A 24,175-nucleotide genomic window follows, 5' to 3' on the forward strand; every position below is an offset into this window, starting at 1 on the left:
TTCAGCCCTGTCCGGTCAGCAGGCTCGCGTGCACGCCCAGGTCGGCCGGTCGCAGCAGCCGCGCCTCCCGCTGGTACTGCCGCGCCACCCCGGCGACCACGTCCCGCATCGCGATGTCCCGGCCGGAGTCCGCGGCGATCAGCGCGGCGTTGCGGGCCGCCGAGGCGATGGCGGCCCCGGTCATGTCGAGGCGGGCGAGCGTGCCGGCGTCGACGTCCGGGTCGACCGGCGCCTCGGGCGGGAACGCGGCCCGCCACAGCCGCAGCCGTTCGGCGTGGCCGGGACGGACGAAGTTGACGACGAAGTGGAAGCGCCGGGTGAACGCGACGTCGATGTTCTCCGACAGGTTGCTGGCCAGGATGATCAGGGCGTCGCTCGCCTCGAGACGCTGCAGCAGGTAGCCGACTTCGAGGTTGGCGTACCGGTCGGTGCCGTGCCGTACGTCGCCGCGCTTGCCGAACAGTGAGTCGGCCTCGTCGAAGAACATCACCGCCTGGCTCTCCTCGGCCTGGCGGAACACCTGCTCCAGGTTCTTCTCGGTCTCACCGACCCATTTGGACACCAGCTGGGAGAGGTCGACGGTGAGCAGGTCGAGCCCGAGCGTCCCGGCCAGGATCTCGGCGGTCAGCGTCTTGCCGGTGCCGGGCTCGCCGGTGAACAGCGCCTTGACGCCCGCGTCGCCCGTCCGCCGCCGGAAACCCCACGCCTCCGCCACTCGCGGCCAGGCCCGGAACGCCGCGGCGATCTCCCGTACCCTGTTCTCCTGCTCCGGAGCCAAGATCAGATCTTTCATCGTACGACGGGAAGCGACCGCCCTCGCGTACGCCGACGTGTGCCCGCGGGTCACGGCCGCGACGGCCTGCGGCAGATGGTCCTCGACCGGGTCCGGCCGTCCGTTGCCCGCGTACCGGGCTCCCGCCTCGGCGACCGCGGCCACGGCGCGCAGCTCGTCACCGCCCATCCGGTAGCGCACCGCCAGGTCGGTGAGCAGGTCGTCGGCGAGCTGTGGCAGCGCGGCGGACCAGGCGGCACGGCGCTGCCGGTGATCGGGGGCGGGCAGCGTGACCTCGGCGTAGGAGCGGCAGGCCAGCAGGGACACCGGGCGCCACGGTGTGACGCCGGTGAGGATGACCGGGATGCGCGTCCGGGCGACCAGGTCCACGACCGCGGCGGCGCTCCCGTCGCAGAGGTCCTCGGTGGGCAGCCAGACCAGCGCGTTCAGCCCGGCGGCGATCCGGGCGGCGGCGCCGATGCCGTCCGGCGCCTCGTGAATCGGCAGGGTTCGCAGCGGCCGGCCGGCAGCGGCGGCGACGGCCAGTGCGGCGTCACGACCGGCAGCCGCGGCGCCCCACATGCCGATCATGTCGATGCGTCCACTCCGGACGGCCGCGCCGAGCCTCCCGGGCACGGCCGGATCCAGGTGTGGCGGCGCACTCCAGCCCGGCGGCGCCGGCACCTCGCCCGGATCGCAGGCGACCAGTCCGAGGTCCCCGGGTTCGCCGCGCAGCAGTTCGAGGACACCGTCGCCGAGCCGGTACTCGCGGACCTGCCACGACGTCTCGCCGGGCACCACGCGCAGCAGACCATAACGGCGCAGCGGCCCCCATGCGGCGAGCGCCGGGGTCACCGCCGGGCCGACGACCTCGCCGAGCAGTTCCGCGGTGGCTGCCCGGCGGTTGAGGTCGTCGACGATGTAGGCGTAGATCCGCTCGTACGCCGGATGAAGATCTGGTGCGGCGACCAGCAGAAGCACGTCCTGATCGGCGGCCGGAAGTCGCAGCCGGGCCGTCAGCGTGTCCAGCGGGAGCGGGCGACCCGCGGCCGAGGCCGACCGCCGCAGCGCCTGTTCCTCGCCGGAGTGCTCCGGGCCGGGCGGCGTGACGGCGTGATCCGGCGCGTCGACCTGGTCGAGCAGGAGACCGACCTGGTCGTCGGTGACGCAGAACGGTGTCAGGTCGGGACGGGTCAGCCGGGCGGCCAGGGCGGCGCGCCGGTCGGCCGCGGCGCGCAGGGCCTGATGCAGCGGCCGCAGGCGCAGGCGCAGGTGGGCCAGGGCGAGGTCGGTCGGCTCGGGCATGGCTACCCTCCGCTGAACAGCAGCGTGCGGCCGTCCAGCCAGAAGGCGGGGACGTCGGCGAGCATGCCGCTGTGGTCCAGGTCGGCGTGACGCCGGCCGAGGGGCAACCGGACGTGCACCGCGTCCGGGGTGGAGGTGACGACGGCGCTGAGGTCACCGAAGCGTTCGACGGTCAGTGGCGCGTCGGTGGGCTCGTTCGCGCCCCAGAGCTGCCAGGCGATGGTGGCCAGGCCGATGCCGGCGGCGAGCGTGACGGTGCGCAGCAGATCCCGCCCGCCGTCGAGTGGCACCGCCGAGCGGGAGGCGGCGTCGGCGGTCTGCCGGCTCATCGTCTCGGCGATCGCGTCCGGATCCAGCCGCGCAGGCGCAGCGTCGGCGTGGCGGGCGGCTGCGGTGGTCCAGAGGCGGCGGCGGCCCGGCAGGCGGCGCCAGCGCTCGTCGCGGGTCGGGGGGAAGGCGGCGAGCAGGGGTACGCCCGCGGCGGTCAGCGCGCGGATCGTGGCAGCGCCGATCGACGGGCCGGCCAGGAGAACGAACGGCTGCCCGGCCGCGCGCCAGCCGGGGAGCAGGCCGGCGGGGGAGTCGGTCCAGGCGATCGGGAAGGCGCCGTCGGCCTCGGCCAGCAGCAGACCGCCGCCGTGCTCGTCGGCGGTGCGGGCCGCCACGAGGGGGCGGCCGGGCTGGTGGCCTCCGGCGACGGCGAGCCCGAGCAGGGCGTCGGCCAGCGGCAGTGCCGAGCGGGCGCGGCGGGCGAAGGCGACCAGGTCCGGTTCACCGCCGGCGGTGACCAGGCCGGGATTACCACCGGCGGCGTGCGGGCCCGGTTCGGCGACGGCCGGGAGACGGCCGGCGAAGACGGCCGCGTCCTGCTGGTCCGTGGGGTGGCGGCGCCAGCCGCGTTCGAGGGGGCCGAGGGTCTGGTAGGCGAGGGCGGTGGCGAACAGCGGAGCGTCGGCGGCCAGGCCGGCCCCGGCCAGGGCGGCGCCGATCTGCTCGAGGACCCCGATCCGATGCAGGGCGGCGGCCACCAGGAAGGGCAGCGCCGAGCGGACCTCGAGCGGACCGGCCGGACGCGGCGTGGCGATCGCGGACGTGACCCGGGACGTGAAGGCGGACGTCGAAGCAGGTGAGGGCTCGGCAGGCGGTCCGAACCGCTCGGTCAGCGCGGCGGCCAGAGCCCGGTCGTCGTCGCCGGCGGTGGCGGCGATCTGGGCGGCGGCCGCCAGCCGCAGACGCGGGGTCTCCGGGGCGGCGGACCGGTCAGCGGCGTCGGCCGGGCGCAGCGGGCCGGAGCGGGCGGGCTCCGGCACGGCGGGGTCCGGGAGGTGATGCTCGTGCCTGACGGGAACATCCGGCGTGGATTCCGCCAGGTGCGCGGAGCCGGACCGGTGCTGCGCGTCGGGCGGCGGCGTGAGCATGGCGGCGTAACGATCCAGCGTCTCAGCCGGAAGTGCTCGGAGCAGGTCGTCGAGAGCGCCACCGGCACGTACGGCGGCGAGCAGCCGGGCCAGGGCCACGGCGGGAAGAGCGGCGGAGACGTACGGGAGCGGCGGCTGCCGCTCGCCGGCCGTCAGGTCCGGGTCCGGCCGGAGACGATCGGCCGCGACAGCGGAGGGGCGGCCGATCGAGGACCGGCGGCCCGGCAGCCGCGCGGAACAGGCCGCGGCCACGCCGGTGGGCTCCGGCGCCACGGTGAACGACTCCGGCATGCCGGCGTCCAGGCCGGCGGCCTCTGCTGACGGGGGCGTCGGCAGCCGGTCGCGCGGCGCGGCGTACAGAGCACGCAGGGGAAGCCGGACCGCGATCCGCACCGGCTCGGTGATCTCCACGTCGGTATCCGCCGCGAGCTCCGCCCGGAACCGCGTGGCGATCAGGCCGGCGAGCAGCTCTGCCAGGCCGGGCGGCAGGTCGCGGGGGTGCGGGCCCCAGCTCCAGCCGCCCCGGCGCAGCACGCGGACCACGCAGCGCTCGACGACCACCGACGGCTCGGTCACTTCGTCACGCCCAGCGTCTCGAGACGGCCGTGCCAGCCCTCGGCCAGGGTCAGCACCGTGTAGCGGCCCTCCTCGGCCAAGGCGAGGCCGATGGTGGTCGCCTTGCGGCCGGTGAACACCTGGCCGAGCAGCGTCACCTCAGGCGTCAGGCCCGGCCCGGTCAGGACCACCAGGACCTTGGTGGGCTGCCCCACCGACGTCCGGTCGAGCATCAGGTGGACGCCGTCCTTCGTCAGCCTCACCGGCTCGTCGCTGATCCAGGGGCTGAGCGGCATCGGCGTGCGCCCGGTCCCGACGCCGAAGGTCAGCGGCTGGTCGAGCAGCCCGGGCACCCGTTCGGCCTCGGCCGTGGCCAGCTGCTCGGCGGTCACCACCAGCGAGCCGCCGGCGCCCAGGGTGAGCGGCAGCCCGGTACCGACCAGCTCCGCGACCGTCGGCGGCGGCCCTTCCCGCCCGACGGCCTCGAAGGCGGCGAGGACGTGGCCGGTCCGTGTCGTGTGCACCACCGCGACAGCCATCGCCCTCAGCTCCGCTTCTCGGTGGCGGCCACCGCGACCATCAGGAAGTCGGCCGGAACCGGCACGTCCTCCTGCGTCGGCTCGTCATCGGCGAAGGTGACCCGGCGGACCAGGCACGTCACCCGGCGCTCGCTGTCGACAGCGCAGACCACCGGGGTGTCGATCACGACGGGGGTCAGCGGCGGCGGTGTGTCCGGCAGGTGCGGCCGGAGCCAGATGTGCAGCTTGACGCTGCCTTCCGTCACCTTGCCCGGGTCCACGCCGGACGGCAGGGGCAGCAGGCAGCCGTTGCCGATCGTGCCGGAGGAGACCACGACGTCACCGCCGCGGGGCGCCTCGGCGATCGCGCCCCGGACGGTCAGCGTGCCCTTCGGCGACACGCTGGCCAGCTCGGTCACGCTGTCCCCGGCGCTGACGGTGCCGAAGACGAAGCCGTCCTCGTCGTCGATGCGCAGCACCGAGCCCGCCTCGCCGGGCGGCCTCGTGCGCAGCAGCAGCCCGCCGGCCGGAGCGATCACCTCGGCGGCCCGCACCCCGGCCCGCGGCGGCCCGATCTCCTGCTCGTCCTTCTCACTGACGCCGACGAAGTGCCGGCCGTTCCAATGCACGTAGCCGACCAGGATCGGCCACCTGCCGTCGTCCTTGGGCCCGTCGCCGATCGCCACCGGGTCGAACGTGATCAGTTGCTCGCCGAGCTTGCCGAAGACGATGACGTGCGTCTCGTCGAACCGGGTGGGCGGCTGCCCGGCGCCGCACCGGTCGGCGGTGAGCGAGAACGGCACCTGCTCCTCATCGAGACCTTTCACGAAGACGGGGTACGGATCCAGCTCGGTGGCATCCTCGTCACCGCCGTTGACGTCGGTGAAAGCGGTCTCGGACAGGACCACCGGCTCCGGTACGACGATCTCCCGCCCGGTGCCGTCGATCGCCACCCCGGCCCGCAGCGTCACCTGGACGTACTCCTCGCCGCCGGGATCCTGGGCCGGCTCGGTGACGAGCGTCAGGCCCTCGGCGATGCCCCACCGGTGCAGGTAGCGGTCGTGCCGTGCGGCGTGGGCGCGGGCGTGCGTGACGGCGGCCTCCAGGTCGGCGGCGGCCAGGATCTGGCCCTCGGTGAACGTGGGCCGCAGCACGGAGGTCACCGTCCCGCCTCCAGCTTCGCGATCCGCTCGCGCAACTCGGCCAGCTCGTCGCGCTGCGGCTCGCGGATCAGCCGCAGCAGCTCGTCGAGGTCGCCGGCGTGGACCGGCTCGTCGAGCAGGCCCTCGACGTAGGCGAGCCCCGGTGCCGGGTCGGGCAGCTCGTCCCGGGCCGGCGCCTCGGGCGGGCAGCAGATCTTCGCCGCCAGCTCGCGGGCCCGGTGCAGGGCCGGGCTCCAGGCCGGGCCGGCGTGCACCTGGGGCCGGACTGTCGTGCAGACCCGCAGGACCGCGCAGTCGCGCAGGGTGACCTTGGCGAGCAGCACGTCGGCGTCCGGGCAGTCGTGGCAGGCCGGGAGCAGGCTGCGGCACGCGAAGTCGGTGAGCAGCCGGCGCAGGGCACCGATCAGCCGGTCGGCCGCGGCGGCGAGGACCGTCACCTCCTCCGGGGTGGCCGATCCGGTCCCCGACGCCGGGTCCGGGACGGGCGGCGTCACCTCCGCGGGGAGGGCGCAGTCGCTGCGGTCGGGCACGTTCTCCAGGCGTACGAGCAGCCACTCCCGCAGCCGGCGCAGGTCCGCGCGTACCTCCGCGGTCAGTGGCAGGCCGGCGGCCAGCATCCGGCGCTCCTGGTCCGCGCCCGCGGGCGGGGTGCCGCAGCGGGCCACCGCCTCCTCGGCCACGGCCCGGACGGTGGCGCGCAGGCCGGGATCGTCCCAGACGTGCTCGCCGGGCTCGACCAGCGGCCGGAGGATCTCCGCCGCGCCGGCGAAGAGCGGCCTGGTCGTCTCCAGGGCGTCCGCCACCTCTGTGAACGTGCCCCGGGTGTCGGCGTCGGTCAGGTCGAAGCGGGCGACCACCGAGGCGAGCGACCGGACGTGCTCGGCCAGCGAGCGCGCGTCGGCGGGCGCCGGCGTCTGATCGCCGATCTTCTTCAGCAGGTCCTGCACCGCGGGGAGGGCAGCCCGGAAGCGCACCAGATGCTCCTCCCGGAACTCGACGGGGCCGCCGGCGGCGGCTCGGCGCAGCACGGGCCGGAAGAGATCCAGCCGGTACGCGCGCCCGCGGATCTCCCGGAACCGCTCGCCGTCACCCAGGGACCGTTCCAGCCGCGCGGCCGGGTCGGTCGTGTGGTCGTGGTCGTCGATCGACTTGAGCAGGTACGTGTACGTCTCACGGACGCGCGACGGCTGGCACTCCCCGCCGCAGGTGTCGCCGGTCGGGTACGCCGCCACCGGCTCGGCCCGGACCTCGGCGTACCGCACGTACAGCCCGTAGTCGCGGTCGTCGGGGTCCGCTCCCGGGGTGGCGCACGGGTCGCCGCAGTCCACGCCGAGGGACCGGTGCCGCAGGTCGCGCAGCAGCGCGGCGACGTCGAGACGGGCCGCGGACTCCACCACGATGTCGTGGCCGCAGCAGTCCAGCGCGTACCCGGGCCGCACCCCGATGCCGCCGTTCCCGCACGGGTCACAGACGACGTCGAGGCCGCAGACCACGCCCGCGCCGGACAGCATGCGGTTGTGCAGCCGCCCCTTCGCCGCGACGTACGAGGTCAGCGCTTGAAGATCGTCTTCGGTGAGGAGCTGGCCGGCGAAGAAGAGCGGCCGCTGCAGGGCGCCGCTGGAGGCCGCTGTCCCGGCGCCCGCGCACGCGCCGCCGCAGGTGCATCCGGTGGCTGTCACGGCGCTCATGACCGCTCGTCCCCGGAGCCGTGGTCGTCGGCGATGAAGAACCAGCTCTCGAACACGTCCCCACCACCGCCCCCGGAGGTCCACGGGCCGATGCCGGACGGCGGGCGGCGGCAGTGGTCGTACTCCGGCCGGGGACCGTCGATCTTCGGCACCCGGCCGCCGGCGTTGGTGCCCTCGACCGGCCGGCAGCACTTGTCCAGCAGGAACGCGGTCTTCAGCCGGACGCAGACCTGATCGGCCACCTGCAGCGACTCGCGGGTGGTCTGCCGCCAGGTCAGGTCCTTCGTGTACCGGTCCTGCGCCGGCTCCCCGCCGGGCGTGTACTTCCGGGTGAACTCGCCGCCCATGAACCAGCTGCCACCGCTGCGGCCCGGCCCGCCCTCGATGACCTGCACCTCCAGCACGCCGGGCTGCAGGCCGTCGGCGTGCACGCCGGCCGAGAACTCGATGCGCAGGCCGCCGGCGCGGTCGTTGGTGCCGAGCAGCCGCTTCGCCTCGTCGACGGTGTACGCCTTGCCGTGCTGCCAGCTGACGCCGGTGATGACGGTCGGGACCCTCAGCCCGAACAGCCTGCGGATGTTCATGTGGATCCCTTCCCGCCGGACCGGCCCGTGCCAGTCCGGCTCCAGGCGGGCGAGCCAGAGAACGGGGTGGTGCCCGCCGGGAAGCGGCTCGCAGGTGTCGCAGCGCTCGTCGTCCTCGGGCGGCTTCGCGGTGACGACGATCCGGTACGTCTCCCGGGTCCAGCCGAACTCGCAGTCGGAGGTGGCGCCGCAGTCGGAGACGAAGACCGAGCGGGTCGGCGACTCGTCCCGCTCGTGGTAGGCGACGCCGAGCCACACGACCTTCGGCGGATCCTCGGTGTTCTGGTCCGCGGCGGGAAGCCGCTGCCACAGGTCCACCTCGCAGTCGCCCGGCACCACGATCTGGTTGCCCAGGGCGTCGACGCCGAGGCCGGCGGTGACCTGCACGGTGGCGCGCGGCGGACCGTACCGATGATCCTTGTCCTGGGTCTCGGCGGGGACGTCGGCGGAGCCGGAGTCGTGCGGGGCGCCGCGCACGAACAGCCCGTGCGCCACGCCGTACCCGAGCAGGCACCGCACCTGCCGGCGCAGCTTGTCCTGCAGGTACTCCTGCTCACCGGTCAGGTCGGGGGCGTTCAGCGCCCGGCCGTGGAAGTAGCGCAGGCGCCGCGGTGCGGCCGCGTCGAAGTCGATGCCATCGGTGGTCGTCATGTCCATCCCCTTTGTCGTCACCACACGACCGTCGTCGTGCCGACCGTGGCCCGCTCGCCCACGGCGATGCCCCGGTGCGGCCCACGCCGTGCCGGTCCGAGCACGCTCTGCCGGTTGAGCCTCAGCGGCTCGGCGGCCGCCGAGCCGAGCACGGCCGGGGGCAGCGGCACCAGCGCCGTGTCCACCCCGACCACCGAGCGGGCGCCCACCACCCACCCGAGACCGCCGCCGTGCACCTCGGCGACGGTGTGTGCCGGCGCCTGGGACCGCACCAGCCGGGCCAGCGCGTCCAGGTCCGGCCGGCGCCCGGGCGTCGGCGGCAACTGGACCCGCAGCCGGTACGCGTGCTCGGCCAGCGGATCGCCGTACGGATCGCCCTGGCTGGCGAGCGGCGCCCCGGCCAGCGCCGACCCGACCCGCATCCGGGCCCGTGACCGGCCGAACAGGTGCGTCACGCCGAGCCGGCCGCCGGTTCCCAGCCGCATCCACGCCCGTGCGGCGCCGAGCTCGTGGATGACCGGGTCGGCGCCGAAGACGATCCGGACCGCCTGGCTGACCCCGGCCGGGGTGCCCCGCCGCCGGTAGAGCTCGGGCGCGGCGGCGATCAGCTCCCGGCGTACGCCCTCGCTCCAGCCCGCCTCGAAGGCCAGCCCCAGCAACCCGCCCAGCCAGGGCAGCACCTCACCGGGTACGCCCCGGCCGTCGAGCAGGGCCGGATAGCGCTCGATGATCCGGTCGGCGTCGCCGACCGTGGCGTCGAACAGCGACAGGAATCGCTCGGCGAAGTCGTCGGCCGCCGGGTCCTCGCGGAACGCCGCCGGCAGCAGGTCGGCGCTGGTCGCCCGCGGGAAGTCGAGCCGGATCCGCCGCACGAGCGGGGTGGCCCGCCCGTCCGAGGTGAGCCGCAGGCGCAGGTAGAGGTAGCGGCCCGGCGGCTGGTCGACGAGCGCGTCGGTGGCGCCGGCGGGCAGGAGCTGCCAGTCGGACTCGTGCGGCAGGCCGGCGTCGCCGGGATCCTCGGTGGCGGCGACCGAGACCTCGGCGGTGGCGCCGTCGGGCACGTCCGCGTCGACGCGGACCCGGTGCCACCGGCAGCGGGGGATGCCGCTGTCGAGTGCGACGGTGTTCAGCTCGCCCTCGACGGCGAGGTCCGCGGCGGCGGGGGACTGCGCCGCGGTCGCCGGTTCGCCCCGCCAGTCGAAGCAGTCGGTACCCGCGTCGGTGTCGACGGTCTCCGGCCGGTTCAGGCAGAAGCCGTCGCCGGTGACCGCGGCGAGGGTGCTCGGCGGCAGCTCGGCGGCCAGATCGGCGAGAGCGGCCTCGCCCGGCGGGGACCCGATCCGCTGCGCCGACCACAGCCGTACGCTCTCCCGGCCGCCGGCCGTCTCCGCGGTGAGCAGCCAGACCCGGCCCTGCCGGCCGAACCGGATCCCTTCCATCCGGCCGTCCAGTCCGGTCTCCCAGGCATAGCGCGGCCGGCCGTCGGCGGCGTACGCGTGCAGCACCGTTCCCGTGGCGTCCGCGGCCAGCACCGTCCCGTCGGCCGCCACCGCGAGGCGGGCCGCCCGTACGCCGGGGGCGACCCCGGTGACCTGGTCACCCTCGCGCCACCAGATCAGCAGTCCGGTCGCCCCGGCCACGGCCAGCCAGTGCCCGCAGGCCGCCACCGCGACGGGTTCCCGCAGCTGCGGGCCGCAGGACCGGACCGGCGCGAACCCGGCGGAGCAGCCGTCGCGCCGCCGCACGGCGTCGCCCGTGAGCAGGTACCAGGCGGCGCGGCCGGCCGGTGCCAGCCGGCGGTCGGGGAACCAGGGCAGCACCTCGTCGCGTCCCGGCCCGTCCGGCGCCGGGCCGAGGCGTGGCAGCCGCACCCCGGCCGGGTCGTCCAGCCCGGCCAGCGTGGGCTCGCCGGACGGATCCCAGCCGACGTACGCGTCCAGCAGGCGGAACGTCATGGCCGCCTCCCGCCGGGCGCGGGGATGAGCACCGGCCGCTCGGTCCAGGGCAGCCCGTCGGGTCGCAGCGGCGCGTCGGCGCAGAGCGGGGCCTCGCGGCCGTCCACGCTCAGGCGCAGCAGCGGCACCGCCGTGACGCCGCGGACCGCGAGCAGCCGCCGGATCAGCGCCACATAGGACAGCGCCGCGCCGAGCGGCCAGCCGTCGCCGTCCGCGCCGCCGCGAACGGGGTGCAGGTAGGTGAGCAGGTCCTCGCCCGCGGCCTGGAAGACCTCGGCCCGGTTCAAGCCGGGATCGGTGGCGATCCGGGCCTCGACGCGCACCTGCTGGTAGCGGGGCGCGGCGGCGACCACCCGGACACCGGCGGGCGCGACCGCCGCGGTGAGGTGCCGGGCGACGGCGTCCAGGTCGGCGCTCGCCGGCACCGGCGGCGTGCCGTCCTCCGGCCGCACCGGGACCACGAAGACCGCGACCACCCCGGGGGTACGCACCCCCGGGCGCGCCGGGTCGAGACCGGCCACGCCGTGCGCGCGGGCCACCAGCACGCCCGGGGAACCGGTGGCGAGCTGGCTGTAGTCGTCCGCGGTGACCGCCCGGCCACCGGCCCGCAGCCGTGCCGGGCCGGTGCGCAGGGTCCGCGCGACCGGCTCGGCGTCGGTCCCGCCGGTCGCCGGCAGGGGATTGGTGACGCCGGTGACGAACGGCAGCGAGGTGACCGTGGCGCTGATCGCTCCCGCGGCCACGGCGCCGGCCCGGCCGCCGCCGACCAGGTAGCGGGTGGCCCGCACGTTGCGGAAGCCGGGCGGCACCCGGGCGCCCTGCCGGCCGTCGCCGAAGGTGACCTCGCCGGAGGCCGGGTCGACGGTGAAGACACGTTCGTCGCCGGCCCGCCCGGACAGGCTGCTCACCTCCTGCCACTGCGCGCTCGCCGACTCCCCGGCCAGGTCGTCGTCGACCTCGATCCGGACGCTGCCGGGCACGATCGGGGTGGCGCTGAGCAGCAACCGGGTGCGCCCGTCGGCCGGGCCGCCGCCGGACGGGAGCAGCACCTCGTCGCGTACGGTCTGCACCGCCGCGGCGGCGACCGCGTTGAGCCGCAGCGACGCCAGCGCCGGGGCGCGCCGGTACGCGCCGTACGTCAGCACCACCCGCAGCCACAGCAGCTCGGGCAGCGGCCGGGCGGACGCCGGCCGGCCCGGGCCCCACGTCTCGGGCAGCCGCAGGTCGATCGTGCCCGTGACACGGAACGCGGAGGTGCCGTCCCGGGCCACCTCCACCGGCCGGAACCGGTTGCCGTCGAGCACCGACCAGGTCAGCAGCGGTGTCAGGCCGGGTGGCGCGGCGCCGGGGCCGGCCGCGACCGGTTCGGGGTCGCCGGCCGGTTCGACGACCGCCTCCACGGTGAGCATCGGGTACGGCGCGCGCGGCCCGGCCAGCCCCAGCCACAGCACGTCCCCGGGTTGCGGCCGGGGACCGAACGGCGCGAACGTCCGGTCGGGACGCACCGGGTCGAGCCGGCCGGCGCTGCCGCTCAGCACCGTGGCCAGGGTGGCCGGGCTGGCCCACAGGTCCCGCTCGGTCTCGAAGACGACCTGCCGGCCGTCGCCGGTCGCCGGGGAGGCGCCGGCCTGGAAGCCCGCCGGGACGAGCACCGAGGCCCCGTCCGGCGGGGTCACGGTGAACTGGAGGACGGCCGCGGCCGGAGACGGCCCGCGGGCGGCGGTGCCGGCGATCCGCAGGGTCTCGGTGAGCAGCTTCTCGGGCAGCCGGTTGAGGCGCCGCAGCACCGGCTCGGCCTGCAGGGCGAAGAGCCGGATCAGCGCGCCGCCCGGGTCGGCCGGATCGGTGCTGGTCCAGTCCGGCGTGTAGGCCGGCACCCGGGACCGGATCCGGTCCCGGATCGCCGCGGTCCGCGCGTCGACCAGCTCCGGCCGGCGGTCACCGGGCTCCGGGGTCCGAGCGGTCGTCTCCCTGCCCCACCACGCGGCGTCGCTCATCGCGCACCTCCGGTTCTCTCCCGGCCCCACCAGGCGGCGTCGCTCATCGCGCACCTCCCGGACGGCCGGGCGGGCGGACGGTCAGCGTGGTGCTCGCCAGCGCGGGCAGCTCGTCGTCGCGCAGCGGGGTGTCGCCGCAGTCGGCGGTGGGCTCGGCGCCGTCCAGCCCGACGGCGACCGCGACCACGTCGGCCGCATCGGCCACCGCCTGCTGCGCGATCCGCATCAGTGCCGTCGGCCGCAGCGGATCGCCGAACGGCCAGCCGTCCCCCCGGTCGCCGCCGACGACCGGATCCAGGTAACGGCGCAGGGCGAGCCGCAGCGCGGCGCGTACCCGGGCCGGGTCGGCGGGCCGGCCGCCCAGCTCGGCCCGCAGGCGCACGGTCCGGTAGCGCGGGCCGTCCACGTACACCTCGGCGCCGAGCAGCCGGGCGCCGGCCAGGTGGGCGCGGACCGCGGTGAGCAGTCCCGGGTCGGGCCGGACGGCGGCGGGCACCGCGGGGTCGGCCAGGATCCGGTCGTCGCGCACGACCTCGGGCAGCACCCGGACGGTGACCGCGCCCGGCACGTCGGAGCACGGGTACCCGGGGTCGGCGCCGACCGCCACGTGAGCCCGGGCCACCGCCACGCCGGGCGTCGCGCGGGCCAGCGCGGCGTAGTCCTCGGCGGTCACGGCGCGGTGCCCGGTGGCGAGGTCGTCGGTGGCGCGGGTGCGGGCCTCCTGCACGGTCTCCGGTTCGCGGCCGCCTTCGGCGGCGGTGACGGCGGTGGCGTCCACGAACGTATTCGGGTCGGGCTGCTCGGCGAGCAGCCAGCCGCCGCCGGGACCCCCGTTGCCCGCCTCGCCGCCGCCCAGCCGGTATTCGACACGGACGACCGGGTCCTTGGAAGCGGCGTCCGGCACCGGGATCGCTCCGGTCAGGCCGTCGCCGAAGCAGAGCGCGCCGGCCTCCCGGTCGACGGTGAAGACCCGGTCGCCGGGGCCGCTGAACGCCAGGGTGGCGACCTCGCGCCAGTCCTGCGCGGAACCGCCGCGGCGGATCCGCAACCGGGGGCCGGGGAGCAGGCGCCGCGCCGCGTCCGGCAGCACGATCCGCCGGCCGGGCAGCCGCCGCCAGGACTCCAGCTGCCGGCCCAGGTCGGCGTCGGTCACCCGGCGCTGTTCCGCGTGGCGTGCCACGGCCACGTCGGGCACGGCCTGGCGCAGGATCGGCGGCTGCGACCAGGTGAAGTCCTCGGCACGGACGCGGAGGCCGTACGCCGCGGGTTGTGGTCCTGCGCCGTCGGCGCACCAGGCGGCCGGCAGGGGGAGCTCGACCACGCCGGAGCGGCGCAGCCCGGCGGTGCCGTCGACGACGCCGCCGACCGGCCGTTCGCCGTCCCGGCCGGGGTCGAACCAATGCCACGTGAGCACGGCAGGCGGCGGGACGTCCGCCACCGCGTCCGGATGCCAGGACGGTGGGCTCGCGTCCGGCGCGTCGAGGTCGAGCAGCAGCGACAACGTGGTGCCCGCCTCGGGTGCCGCCGGCTCGCCGGTCCGGGTGAACGACAGCTGGAAGTCGGCGGAGAGCGGCACGCCACGACCTTCACGCAGGTCGGTGCTGTGGTCGCGGCCGTCCACCAGAAGCCGCGGCGCCTCCCCGGAGAGCGGCAGCACGGTCACCGCGTCGTCGAGGGCGAAGGTGACCTGCTGGACGGGGTCGCGGGACACCACGGCACCGGCCGGCACGACGACGACGCCGTCGGCGGACAGCCGCAGCACGGTGGCGGCCGGCCGGGCCGGGCGCGGCCCGGTGACGCCGAGTAGCTCCAGGACGGCCCGCACCAGGTCGTCGGGTGTCCGGTCGAGCCGGTAGAGGCGCTGCTCCAGCAGGTAGGCGAGCAGCTCCAGCAGGGTGATCCCGGGATCCACCGGAGCGTGCAGCGTCCACCGGCCGTCGGAGGCGGCGGGGATCCGCCGGCGGGCCGCGTCGGTGAGTGTCTCCCAGGTGAGGTCGTCGAGGACCAGCGGTGGCAGCGTCACGGCAGCGTCCCGGCGGCGTCCACGTAGAACGGGAAGACCAGGTTGGCCTTGGTGTCGGTGTGCCGGATCCGGTACTCGATCCGCACGTCGACCCGGCTCGCCCCGACCGGCTCGGCGCTCACCTCGTCGAGTTCGACGCGCGGTTCGAAGTCGAGGATCGCCTCGCGGATCGAGTCCTCGAGGTCGCGCAGGTTGCGGGCGCTGTCCGGGGCGAACAGCAGCTCCGGCGCGCGGGTACCCAGGTCGGGTCGCATCACCCGCTCACCCTTGGCGGTCAGCAGCAGCGCCTTGAGGCAGGCGCGGATGCTGTCCCCGCCGGAGACGTACGGCAGCCGGCCCGCCTCGTCGGGCAGGATCGGGAACGACCAGCCGGTGCCGGTGAAGTCGTCGCTCATGCCGTCTTCACCCCCGGTGAGTTGACGGCGGGGGAGAGCAGCGGCACGGCGGGCGTCGTGGTCGGACCCGCGGCGGAGCCGTGCACGTGCGCGTTGAAGAGGCCGACCAGCGTGTCGCCGAACAGCACCGGATGGGCGGCGCCGGTGCCGATCGACACGCTCGCCGCGTCCAGGGAGACCGTGGGCGCCTTGAGGGTGACGCCGGCCTTCGACTCGAGCGTGATCTGCCCGTCGGCGGTCACCGACACCTGCGCGCCGGCGGCCGCGGTGACCCGGATCGCCTTGCCCTGGTCGTCGAGTTCGACGACGTGCCCGGCCGCGGAGGTGATCCGTACGGCGGCCTGGCTCTGCTCGTCGTCCATCAGGATCTGGTGGCCGTGCCTGGTGTGGATCAGCTTCTGGTCCCGGCCGTCCTTGCGGGCCGCCGGCGGTTTGTCGACGCCGTTGTAGAGGCCGCCGATCACGATCGGGAAGCGCATGTCGCCGTGCACGAAGGCGACCAGCACCTCGTCGCCCTTCTCCGGTACGAAGCAGAAGCCGTAGCCGCCGCCCGCGTACGGCTGCACGACCGGCACCCAGTCGGAGACCGTGCCGGGGTCGAACCAGGGCAGGCTCACCTTGACCCGGCACTCGTCGTCGCCCTCGGCCACCTCGACGATGGCCGACGCCACGCCGTAGTAGCGCTGGTCGGTGCTGCGGGACCGGGGTGTCGCGCTCACGGGCGATCACCCGACCAGACGCGGCGCCCGGCGAACTCGGTGAAGAAGCCGCTGCTGCTCAAGGAGTGCTCCACCTTCCGTACGAAATAGGAACCGGAGAAACGCGCGCCGACCCCGAAGATCTCCACGTTGTCGCCGGGGAGGAGTTCGGGCAGGCCCGGGACCCGGCCGGTCGCGGTGATGAACTCGTAGGCGCGCTCGCGCAGCAGGCTGATGGCGAGCCGCTTGGCCTCCTCGTCGGTGGCCACCGGCGCGTCGATCACCATGTCCTGACGGCCCTCCAGGCTCGCGCCGGCGCTGCCCGGGCCGCTCTCGCCGGCCTTGCCGTCCAGCCCCGCGGGCAGGTCGTTCGCGTCGGCGGTGTAGGCGATGGCCTTCTTGGTTCGGGGGTCCCAGCCGCGCACGGTGAGCTTGCCGACCTGTTTCGACAGCGTGATCGTGGGTGTGAAGGTGACGAGGTTGGGCACCATGCCGGCGGGCTGGGCCGCGGTCCCGGGCGGTGGCGGCAGGACCCGGCCGCGCTCGCGTTGGGCGCCGGCCGACAGCCCCGGCCCGTACCCGAACTGGAAGACCCGCACCGAGGCGGAGTCGCGGCCGTCGGCGGGCCGGTCGAAGTGCAGCACGTCCTTCGCGCCGCGCTCGCTGGCCGGCATGACGTAGCAGTTGAGGTCGATGCGCTTGGCCCGCTCCTGCAGGAAGGCCGCGTCGTCCTGGTTCTTCTGCACGATCCGCTCGTGCACCGGGCCCTCCCGGGTGGCCGCGAAGTCCAGGTCGTGCAGGCGTGCGATCTTCTCGGCGATCTGCCAGTCGGCCATGTTCCGGTAGATCCGCGGATCGGACTCGGCCGGCTTGCTGTCCTTGAGCTTGTTCATGACGTCGACGCCGCTGACCGCGATGGTGGGGGAGGCGCCGTCCGGGAACGCCGGGCTGATCGTGTTGACCATGCCGCTGAACACGGCGAGCTCGGTCTCGGCGTAGCCCAGGCTGATCCGCACCGGGCCGCCGATCGGGAACGTGTCGCTGTGCTTGAAGGTGAGCTTGCGGTCGTCCCAGTTGTTCAGGGTGAGGTCGAAGCCGGACATCTCCTCCAGCTCGCGGCGCACCTTGACGTCGATGACGTCGCCCTTGGTCGCCGGGTCCCACTCGACGTCGTCGATGACGACCGTGAAGGCCGGGGCGTACCGGTCGGCGGGGGCGACCTCGCGTCGGCTCGGCATCGCGCTCACCGCAGCCGGGGAACGGTCAGCAGCCGGCCGGGCCGCAGGTCGCCGGGGTCGTCGATGCCGTTCGCCGCGGCCAGGACCCGCCACGCGCCGGGGTCACGGTAGAGCGCGCCGGCGATGCCGGGAAGGGTGTCGCCGCGGCGTACCAGATAGGTCTTGACCTCGGTCGGCGAAGACCGCGGCGGATCCTTCACCTGGCGCGAGACCTCGCGGTACTCCTTGAGCCCGAGGTCCAGTCTGGCCCGCAGCGGCACCCCGGCCGAGGTGAACAGCTGGTAGGTGATGTCCAGCTTCTCCAGGACGCCGGTGAAGACGGTCGGGCCCCAGACGAACCGGACGATCGGCGGGGCGTGCTCGCGGCTGTCCGGCGTCATCAGCGCCCGCAGCCGGCTGACGAAGACGACCCGGACGTCCAGCAGGGTGTCGGTGGTGTCGACCAGCGCCTCGCAGGTGAGTGTCTCGCTGCCGCCCCGGACGTACTGGATCGGCGGTGTCTCCAGCCCGGGGATGCCGATCTCGGCGAACGTGTTGGACTTGCTGATCTTGAAGTCGGTGGGGTTGAACTTCAGCGGGATCAGGTTCGCGACGGCGTCGGCCGAGCGCGGCCGCACGATCTCCAGGTGGGCACGGGCGAGCGCCTGCCCGGCCGCCACCACCGGCGCGGTCATCGTCCGGCCTGCCGGTCGCCGATGGAGCGCTCGGCCTCGGTGCGGGCCTGGCGCTCGCACTCCCGGGCGTACGCGCGGCTCCACGCGTTGATGTGCCGTTCGAACAGCCGGGCGAAGACCGCGTCGTCGTCACCCTCCACCTGGAAGTGCACTTCGAGGTGGCGAATCGTCACCGAGGCCATGTCAGCTCCCTTCAGGACCGCAGCACCGCGTCGGCGCCGGTCTGGCTCAGCCCTTCATGGGCGATCTCGAGTTGTTCGACCGCCACCGCGCTCTGCTCGGCGTGCAGGTCGGGGCCGGTCCACTTGGCGGCCAGCCCGCCGTGGAACGACCAGGCGGCCGCGGGTGTCCCGTCCGCGCCGAGCAGCACCACGGCGCCGTCGCGGCGGGCGCCGAGCGAGTCGCCCAGCCCGGCCACGTACCAGGCCCACAGGCCCGGCCCGCGGGTCACGCCGCGCTTGAGGGTGAGGCGGTTCCAGCTGTAGCGCAGCGGCAGCTGGTGCACGGTGTCGTTGTGGCCGCCCTCGGCGTACGAGACGACCTCGAGCTGGCCGCCGAGCCCGGTGACCTCCTGGAACGCCCCGGCCGCGAGCAGCGGCAGCATCAGCGCCTGGGCCGGTGGCAGATAGGCGTCGCCCGGGTCGAGGGTCACCAGGAACCGGTGCTTGGCGAGCGGGTCGGGCTGGCTCACGCCTCGATCACCTCCAGCGGGCGGTCCTGGCCCAGCACCAGGCGCAGGTCGATGACCTCCATGGGACGGGCAGGCTGAACGGTGACGTCGCAGACCACGACGGCCGGGTCGGCGCCCGCCGGGTTGTTGCGGTCGTCGCAGACGACGGCGAACGCGTCCTCGGGCCGCTCCCCGGCCAGCGTCCCCGACCGGTACGCGGCGAGCAGCACCGAGGTGATCCCGCGGACCAGCGTGAACCGCAGCTCCGGCCCGGCGACCTCGAAGACCAGCGGCTCGGCGACCCGGCGGATCGAGCGGACGAGGAGATGCAGCAGCCGCCGGTGGGCGACGAACCGGCCGCCGGTGGGTGGCTCGCCGGGCAGCGGGGGCCGTGCGGTGAGCAGGGTACGCCCGCCCCAGACCAGCGGCCCGCGCCCGGCCGGGGCCCGGAGCAGGTTCACCCCGGTCGCCGCGAGCACGGCCTCCTGCTCGACGGGGTACAGCGTCTCCAGGTCCGCCACGTCGAGCAGCGCGGCGTTGGCCGGGGTGTGGTGCGGGCCCCGCTCGATGTCGAGGCGGGCGATGAGGCCGGCCACGTGGCCCGCGCACGGGACGGTGCGCAGCACGCCGGCCGGGTCCGCGGGGTCGGGCACCCGCACGGCCGGGTGATAGACGGCGGCCGCGCGCAGCAGTTCCGGGTCCTCGCCGCCGGCGAATCCGAGCGCCCAGTCGCGTGCCTGATCGGCCCCGGTGGCGGCGACGTCGAGCACCGCGAGCCGGTCGCGCAGCGGGGCGATCTCGGCGAGCAGGGTGCGTACCAGCGCCGTCCCGGTGCTGTCGTCCAGGTCGCGGCCGAGGTCGGGCAGCGCGACCAGCGCCGGCTCGCTCAGTTCGGCCTGCTTGCCGATCGCCGCGGTGTAGCCGGCCGCGGTCACCACCGGATCGGCGCCGGCGGTGGCCTCGGTGTCGCCGAGCACGACCTGCCACGTGCTGCTGAGCGGCCCGCGCGGCCCGTCCGGCGGCGCACCGGCGTCCGGCGCCGGGGTGACCCGGATCAGCCGGGACGCGGCGAGCCGGTCCACGATCTCGCCGGTCGGCAGGTTCGGGAACGTCTCGACCGGTTCGCCCGGGGTGACGACGCGGAAGCCGACCACCGGCGGCCCGGCGACGCTGCTGGCCCGGAACGTGATCGAGACACGGGTCCGGTTGGCCCAGGCACCCTCACTGGTCGCGCTGATCAGGTACGCGGTGTGGCCGAACCCGGTGCGGCCCGGTGTCCACCGGGCCCCGGCGGTTCGCGCACCGTCGCCGCCGACCCGGATCAGCCACGCGGTGCGGCCCCCGTTGGCGAAGAACCCCCGGACCGCGTACGGCGTGTGCCACGGGCCGCCGGCCGGCCCGAAGACCTGCTGCGCCTCGGTCCACCCGCTCACCCGCACCGGTACGCCGACCGGCCCGCGCGCGAACCCGCCCAGCAGCACGGCCACGTCGGTGCGGGCCGGGTCGGGTCCGGGCTCCGGTGGCACCACGGTCACCCGCAGGCCGGGAAGCAGGTCGAGGTTCATGCCCGGCGCCGCCTAGACCGCGATCGCCAGGCGCTCGACGGCCAGGACGAGAGTCTCCATCGCGATCTCGTTCTTCCCGGCGCCGAGCGAGGGCCCGGTGTACTTCGTCGGCCAGGCCCGGTCGAAGTTCCAGCGCATGACCTCCTGGCGGTTCTCGTCGAGCAGGATCACCGACCCGGCGGTGCGCCGGACCTTGCCGTTGAGCGCCTCGACGATCCAGTTCCAGAACGCGACGTCGCCGGTGATGCCGCGCTTGAAGCTGAGATTGGTGTACTTCTTCAGGCCGGGCACCTTGCGGACGGTGATGTCCTCGGCGCCGGTCCGGTACTCGATCGGCGTGATCTCCAGTTCGATCCCGGACACCTCGGTGAAGGCGCCGCCGACGGCGGTGCCGTCGTCGCTGACGTTCGTCACGATGACCTGGAAGTTGTAGGCGGCGTACGGATCGGCACGGAATGTGGGCGGCATCGTCGCTCCCCTCTCACGCGGGCTGGGTCTCGCGGGTCTTCTGCTGGATCCGGAAGATGACGAACTCGGCCGGGAACACCGGCGCCACCCCGATGACGCAGACCAGGCGGCCGTTCTGCTGATCGGATTCGGTCATGGTGGTGCGGTCGCAGGCCACGAAGTACGCCTCGTCCGGGGTGGTGCCGGCGAGCGCGCCGCTGCGCCACACGGTGTCCAGGAAGTTCTCCACGGTCTGCTTGACGAGCGCCCAGAGCGGCTCGGCGTTCGGCTCGAACACCACCCACTGGGTGCCTTCCTCGATCGACTCCTCGAGGAAGATGAACAGGCGCCGGACGTTGACGTAGCGCCAGGCGCTGTCCGAGGACAGGGTCCGGGCGCCCCACACCCGGTTGCCCATCCCGGGGAAGAAGCGCAGCGCGTTGATCCCCTTCGGGTTGAGCATGTCCTGGTGCCGCCGGGTCAGATCGGTGGCCAGGCCGTCGCGCAGGTTGATCCCGCGCACGATGGCGTTGGCGGGGGCCTTGTGGACGCCACGCTCCACGTCGGTGCGCGCGTAGACGCCGGCGATGTGCCCGGCGGGCGGCACCGTGTAGGGCAGCCCGGTGATCGGGTGGTTGACGACCACCCACGGGTAGTACATGGCGGCGTACTTGGTGTCGTAGGGCGCGCGGAAGTCGCGGATGCCGTCGACGGTGAGGCCGTCGCGCGGGTCCAGCACGGCGAACCGGTCCTTCAGGTCCTCGCACTGCCCGATGAGGCTCTGCTGCACGGTTCCCGACCAGATTCCCGGTACGGCGCAGATGGCGATCTCATCGATGCTCTCCAGAGCGGCGATGCCGGTAGTGAGGCCGGTCTCCGGGTCCTCGCCGCCGACGAAGTCGCTGACCTTCAGCTCGTCGAACCCGTCCAGGCCGTCCGCACCGAGCGACGTCCAGCCGGCGTCGCCCCCGGCGAACCAGAAACCGGCGTCATCACTGCCGCCGGCGAGCGTGGTGCCGGCCGTGACCGAGGCGGTGACCAGTTCGGAGCGGCCGGCGACGGTGCGTACCAGGCCGACGGCCTCGGTGGCGTTCCAGTGCAGATTGGCGAAGGTCTCGTCGGTGACGTCGCCGTCCTCGTCGGTGAAGCGGGCCGCCGCCTCGGCCTCGACCAGGTAGACACGCTGGTTGTCGAAGTAGCGCGCGGCCAGCGGCGCGTCCACCGTGACGACGTCGCCGTCGATCTGCGTGACCCGCCGGATCAGCAGCTTCTCGCCGTCGTCGAACTGCAGCAGCGCGTCTGGGTAGAGGCGGCCCGCCCCGCCCACCCGCAGCGCCGTCGCGCCCGGCTCGTTGGCGAAGCGGACCCGGCGGACCGGGTCGTCCGCCTTCCACCGCGGATCGGCGGGCAGGTCGGTGATCGTCAGCTTGACGTCGTCGCCGGACTCCGCGTCCTTCCGGGCCTGGAAGACGTCGCCCCTGATCAGCACCCAGAAGTCCTCCTGCGCGCCGACTCCGGCGACGTCCGCCTTCGGCACGAACACGTCGTGCGCGGCGGCGGTGACGTCCTTCGTCAGCCGGGTGACGAAGAAGTCGCCGGCAGCCGAGTCCGGCAGCAGCGGCAGCTGCTCGCCGGCCACCGGGCGGACGAGCACCTGGACCCGCTGACCCCAGCCGCCCCGGCTGCTCGCCGCGAACGTCACCGTGTCCGCCGCCGCCACCGGGCTCGCCGGCACGATGTAGTCCCCGCGCGCGGCGCTCAGCCCGGTACCGACCGCGGCGGCGAGGGTGACCCTGGTCCGCGCGCCCTGCTCGTAGGACTGCACGGTGGCCTCCGCGACGAGCTCCGCATCCGTGTCGCCGCGGCGGATCGCCACCGTCTGCCCGATGCCGGTGAAGCCGAGCAGATGGCGGACCTCGATCGTGGCGGCGTCCGGAGCGGCGTCCTGGGTGATCTCGCTGCGCAGGCCCCGGCCCGTCTTCACGGTCGCGCGCGTGCCCTCCGCGCTGACCACCCGCTTGACGTAGAGGCGCTGGCCGCCGTTCTCGAAGAAGCCGCGCACGGCGAGCGGGAAGGCCCACCACTTGCCGCCCTCCTCGGCGTCGCCCAGCCTGGCGGCGGTCGTCGCCGACGGCTCGGGAAGCAGGCCGCCGAAAGTGCGCTGGAACTCGAGATAGCTGGTGACCAGGCGTGGTTTGCCGTCCTCCGGCCCGCGGCGGGTCACGCCCACCATGCCGGCGGTGCTGGTGCTCACGCCCGCGATCGGCCGCGGGCCGGCGTCGATCTCCTCGATGAACACACCGGGACTCAGGTACTCGGGCATGCCGCTGCTCCTTGGCGAATGGGCCTAATCGGCTATCTCGATGACGAATGGCTCGCGCGGACGGCCCGGCTGCGCCTCCGCGGGATCGATGACGACGTCGGCGGTGCCGGAGCGTCCGGGCGACTCGTAGGCGTGAACAAGGAACGTCTCGCGCTGCGGGGTCAGTGTCAGCGGCTCGTCGACGGCGCCCCGCCAGCGCAGCGCCAGCCGGCATCGGCCCCCGGCGTCGGTGACGGTGCGCTCGTACCAGTCGCCGTGCGAGAGCTCGCTGGAGGTGACCGCCTGGACCAGCACGCCGGGGACTCCCGCGCCGTCCGGCCGCTGGACCCGGCCGGTGACGACCCGGGTGCCGGGGGGATACGCGAAGTCGATCGCCGGCACCAGGGGCAGGAATTCCGGCTTCGGCGCCGCCCCGGCGTCCGGCGGGGTCGTCGCGTCGTAGTGCACGACGTCGATCTCGCGCCCGTCCGCCGCTGTGGTGAAGACCAGGCGCCCGTACGATTCGGGCTTCTGCCGGCCCCGGTCGGCCCACGGGTCGGGCGGGGTCTGGTCCGGCTGATCGGGCTGCTCGGGCTCGTAGAGGGGCCGGTATCCGGGCGCCTCGACGTGCACCCGGTACAGGGAGCGCTCGGTCGCGCGTGGACGGTGCCGCCGGCCCAGCCCCGGGTAGGTGAGCACCCGTCCCGTGGTGATCAGCGGCCGGGCGTCGTCCGGCAGCCACTCGGTTCCGGTCCAGCGCTCCAGGCGGGTGCCGATCCGCCCGGCGTACCGATCCCGGTGGAAGTCGTCCCAGAGCACCAGCCACCCGGCGCTGATCTCGATCCGGACCCGATCTCTCATCACGGCTCCCGCAGCCGGCCCGAGTCGAGCGCGCGGCCGGTCACCACGCCGGTGCCGGGGCGCTCGCCGGCCTGCAGGTTGACGACCCGGACCTCGTAGTTGAGGGAGAGCCGGTACGGCTTCTGCAGGGCGAACCAGACGTACGACTTCTGGTCGAGGGTGAGCGGGGTGAGCGTCAGATGGAGGCTGTCGGTGCTGCCCGCCAGGCTCTTGCCGAGCCGCGAGCCGGTGAGGATCGCGTCGTTGTAGAGCGCCTCCAGGGCCCGGCCGAGCATCTGGTGCTGGGTGATCTGGTTACCGCCCCACGCGGTGATCAGGTAGCGCAGGATCAGCGCCATCGGGGGTTTGCGCACCCGCGTGCGCGGGTCGTCGCCGATCGGATCGACGCGGATGCAGGCCCGGTTGCGCGACGCGGGATCCTCGGCGATCTCGTACAGGAAGAGACTCAGTTTGGCGGGGTTCGTCGGGACGGTGCCGGACAGGTCGTCGAGGACCGCGTACGGCTCACCGGTGCCGAGCGGGCGGACGGCGTCCTGCAGCACCCCGAGCAGGATCTCGGACACGTCGGCGATGACGTTGTGATCGCCCACCCCGAGCCTCCCCGCGCCGGATCCGCCATGACGGCCCGACGCTAGGCGCAGGCGTCCCCGGATCGCGCCGATGAGAACCCCGGCCGGAACCCCAGGTCCGCGCGTC

At 74.7% G+C, this 24,175-nt stretch carries 20 protein-coding genes; all 20 read right to left on the minus strand.

Annotated features, from left to right (window positions below; genetic code table 11):
- Nucleotide 1 precedes the first annotated feature (1 nt).
- The 20 genes from EP757_RS30275 to EP757_RS30370 are packed head-to-tail and all read right to left on the minus strand — an operon-like array spanning nt 2 to nt 24,069.
- Nucleotides 2-2,077 (minus strand): ATP-binding protein, encoded by a 2,076-nt coding sequence (locus tag EP757_RS30275; RefSeq protein WP_127551788.1) that lies wholly within the window; start codon nt 2,075-2,077, stop codon nt 2-4.
- A 2-nt stretch (nt 2,078-2,079) separates the two neighbouring features.
- Nucleotides 2,080-4,071 carry a hypothetical protein gene (locus tag EP757_RS30280; RefSeq protein WP_127551790.1) on the minus strand — a complete coding sequence of 664 codons (1,992 nt, stop codon included), beginning with the start codon at nt 4,069-4,071 and terminating at the stop codon, nt 2,080-2,082.
- Complete coding sequence (locus EP757_RS30285; protein WP_127551792.1) at nt 4,068-4,589, minus strand: hypothetical protein; 522 nt, start codon at nt 4,587-4,589, stop codon at nt 4,068-4,070. Before EP757_RS30285 ends, EP757_RS30280 begins: the two co-directional genes overlap by 4 nt.
- Nucleotides 4,590-4,594: 5 nt before the next feature.
- The gene (locus EP757_RS30290; protein WP_127551794.1) at nt 4,595-5,731 is read right to left on the minus strand and encodes a hypothetical protein; all 1,137 of its coding nucleotides are present in this window, start codon (nt 5,729-5,731) and stop codon (nt 4,595-4,597) included.
- Nucleotides 5,728-7,419 (minus strand): hypothetical protein, encoded by a 1,692-nt coding sequence (locus EP757_RS30295; protein ID WP_127551796.1) that lies wholly within the window; start codon nt 7,417-7,419, stop codon nt 5,728-5,730. The genes EP757_RS30290 and EP757_RS30295 overlap by 4 nt, the downstream gene beginning before the upstream one ends.
- The gene (locus EP757_RS30300; protein WP_174262460.1) at nt 7,416-8,654 is read right to left on the minus strand and encodes a hypothetical protein; all 1,239 of its coding nucleotides are present in this window, start codon (nt 8,652-8,654) and stop codon (nt 7,416-7,418) included. Before EP757_RS30300 ends, EP757_RS30295 begins: the two co-directional genes overlap by 4 nt.
- Nucleotides 8,655-8,671: 17 nt before the next feature.
- Nucleotides 8,672-10,609, minus strand: coding sequence for a phage tail protein (locus EP757_RS30305; protein WP_127551798.1), 1,938 nt, complete (start codon nt 10,607-10,609; stop codon nt 8,672-8,674).
- Nucleotides 10,606-12,606 carry a putative baseplate assembly protein gene (locus tag EP757_RS30310; RefSeq protein ID WP_127551800.1) on the minus strand — a complete coding sequence of 667 codons (2,001 nt, stop codon included), beginning with the start codon at nt 12,604-12,606 and terminating at the stop codon, nt 10,606-10,608. The genes EP757_RS30305 and EP757_RS30310 overlap by 4 nt, the downstream gene beginning before the upstream one ends.
- Nucleotides 12,607-12,649: 43 nt before the next feature.
- A complete protein-coding gene (locus tag EP757_RS30315; RefSeq protein WP_127551802.1) occupies nt 12,650-14,629 on the minus strand; it encodes a baseplate J/gp47 family protein in 1,980 nt (659 codons plus the stop codon).
- Nucleotides 14,626-15,024 carry a GPW/gp25 family protein gene (locus tag EP757_RS30320; RefSeq protein WP_127551804.1) on the minus strand — a complete coding sequence of 133 codons (399 nt, stop codon included), beginning with the start codon at nt 15,022-15,024 and terminating at the stop codon, nt 14,626-14,628. Before EP757_RS30320 ends, EP757_RS30315 begins: the two co-directional genes overlap by 4 nt.
- Nucleotides 15,021-15,743: a phage baseplate assembly protein V gene (locus tag EP757_RS30325; RefSeq protein WP_127551805.1), complete on the minus strand. Its 723-nt coding sequence runs from the start codon at nt 15,741-15,743 to the stop codon at nt 15,021-15,023. The genes EP757_RS30320 and EP757_RS30325 overlap by 4 nt, the downstream gene beginning before the upstream one ends.
- A complete protein-coding gene (locus tag EP757_RS30330; protein ID WP_127551807.1) occupies nt 15,740-16,960 on the minus strand; it encodes a phage late control D family protein in 1,221 nt (406 codons plus the stop codon). The genes EP757_RS30325 and EP757_RS30330 overlap by 4 nt, the downstream gene beginning before the upstream one ends.
- Before the next feature lie 5 nt (nt 16,961-16,965).
- A complete protein-coding gene (locus EP757_RS30335; protein WP_127551809.1) occupies nt 16,966-17,634 on the minus strand; it encodes a LysM peptidoglycan-binding domain-containing protein in 669 nt (222 codons plus the stop codon).
- Nucleotides 17,631-17,816: a putative phage tail protein gene (locus tag EP757_RS30340; RefSeq protein WP_127551811.1), complete on the minus strand. Its 186-nt coding sequence runs from the start codon at nt 17,814-17,816 to the stop codon at nt 17,631-17,633. Before EP757_RS30340 ends, EP757_RS30335 begins: the two co-directional genes overlap by 4 nt.
- Nucleotides 17,817-17,827: 11 nt before the next feature.
- Nucleotides 17,828-18,325 (minus strand): phage tail protein, encoded by a 498-nt coding sequence (locus EP757_RS30345; protein ID WP_127551813.1) that lies wholly within the window; start codon nt 18,323-18,325, stop codon nt 17,828-17,830.
- Nucleotides 18,322-19,869: a phage tail sheath subtilisin-like domain-containing protein gene (locus tag EP757_RS30350; RefSeq protein WP_127551815.1), complete on the minus strand. Its 1,548-nt coding sequence runs from the start codon at nt 19,867-19,869 to the stop codon at nt 18,322-18,324. The genes EP757_RS30345 and EP757_RS30350 overlap by 4 nt, the downstream gene beginning before the upstream one ends.
- A 12-nt stretch (nt 19,870-19,881) precedes the next feature.
- Nucleotides 19,882-20,337, minus strand: coding sequence for a phage tail protein (locus tag EP757_RS30355; protein ID WP_127551817.1), 456 nt, complete (start codon nt 20,335-20,337; stop codon nt 19,882-19,884).
- A 13-nt stretch (nt 20,338-20,350) separates the two neighbouring features.
- Nucleotides 20,351-22,639 carry a phage tail sheath C-terminal domain-containing protein gene (locus EP757_RS30360; RefSeq protein WP_127551819.1) on the minus strand — a complete coding sequence of 763 codons (2,289 nt, stop codon included), beginning with the start codon at nt 22,637-22,639 and terminating at the stop codon, nt 20,351-20,353.
- A gap of 24 nt (nt 22,640-22,663) precedes the next feature.
- Nucleotides 22,664-23,479, minus strand: a complete 816-nt coding sequence (locus EP757_RS30365; protein WP_127551821.1) for a carboxypeptidase-like regulatory domain-containing protein — start codon at nt 23,477-23,479, stop codon at nt 22,664-22,666.
- Entirely contained in the window at nt 23,479-24,069 is a 591-nt protein-coding gene (locus EP757_RS30370; RefSeq protein ID WP_127551823.1) for a DUF4255 domain-containing protein, read from the minus strand. Before EP757_RS30370 ends, EP757_RS30365 begins: the two co-directional genes overlap by 1 nt.
- Nucleotides 24,070-24,175 lie beyond the last annotated feature (106 nt).

Source organism: Actinoplanes sp. OR16, assembly GCF_004001265.1.
Classification (GTDB): Bacteria; Actinomycetota; Actinomycetes; order Mycobacteriales; family Micromonosporaceae; genus Actinoplanes.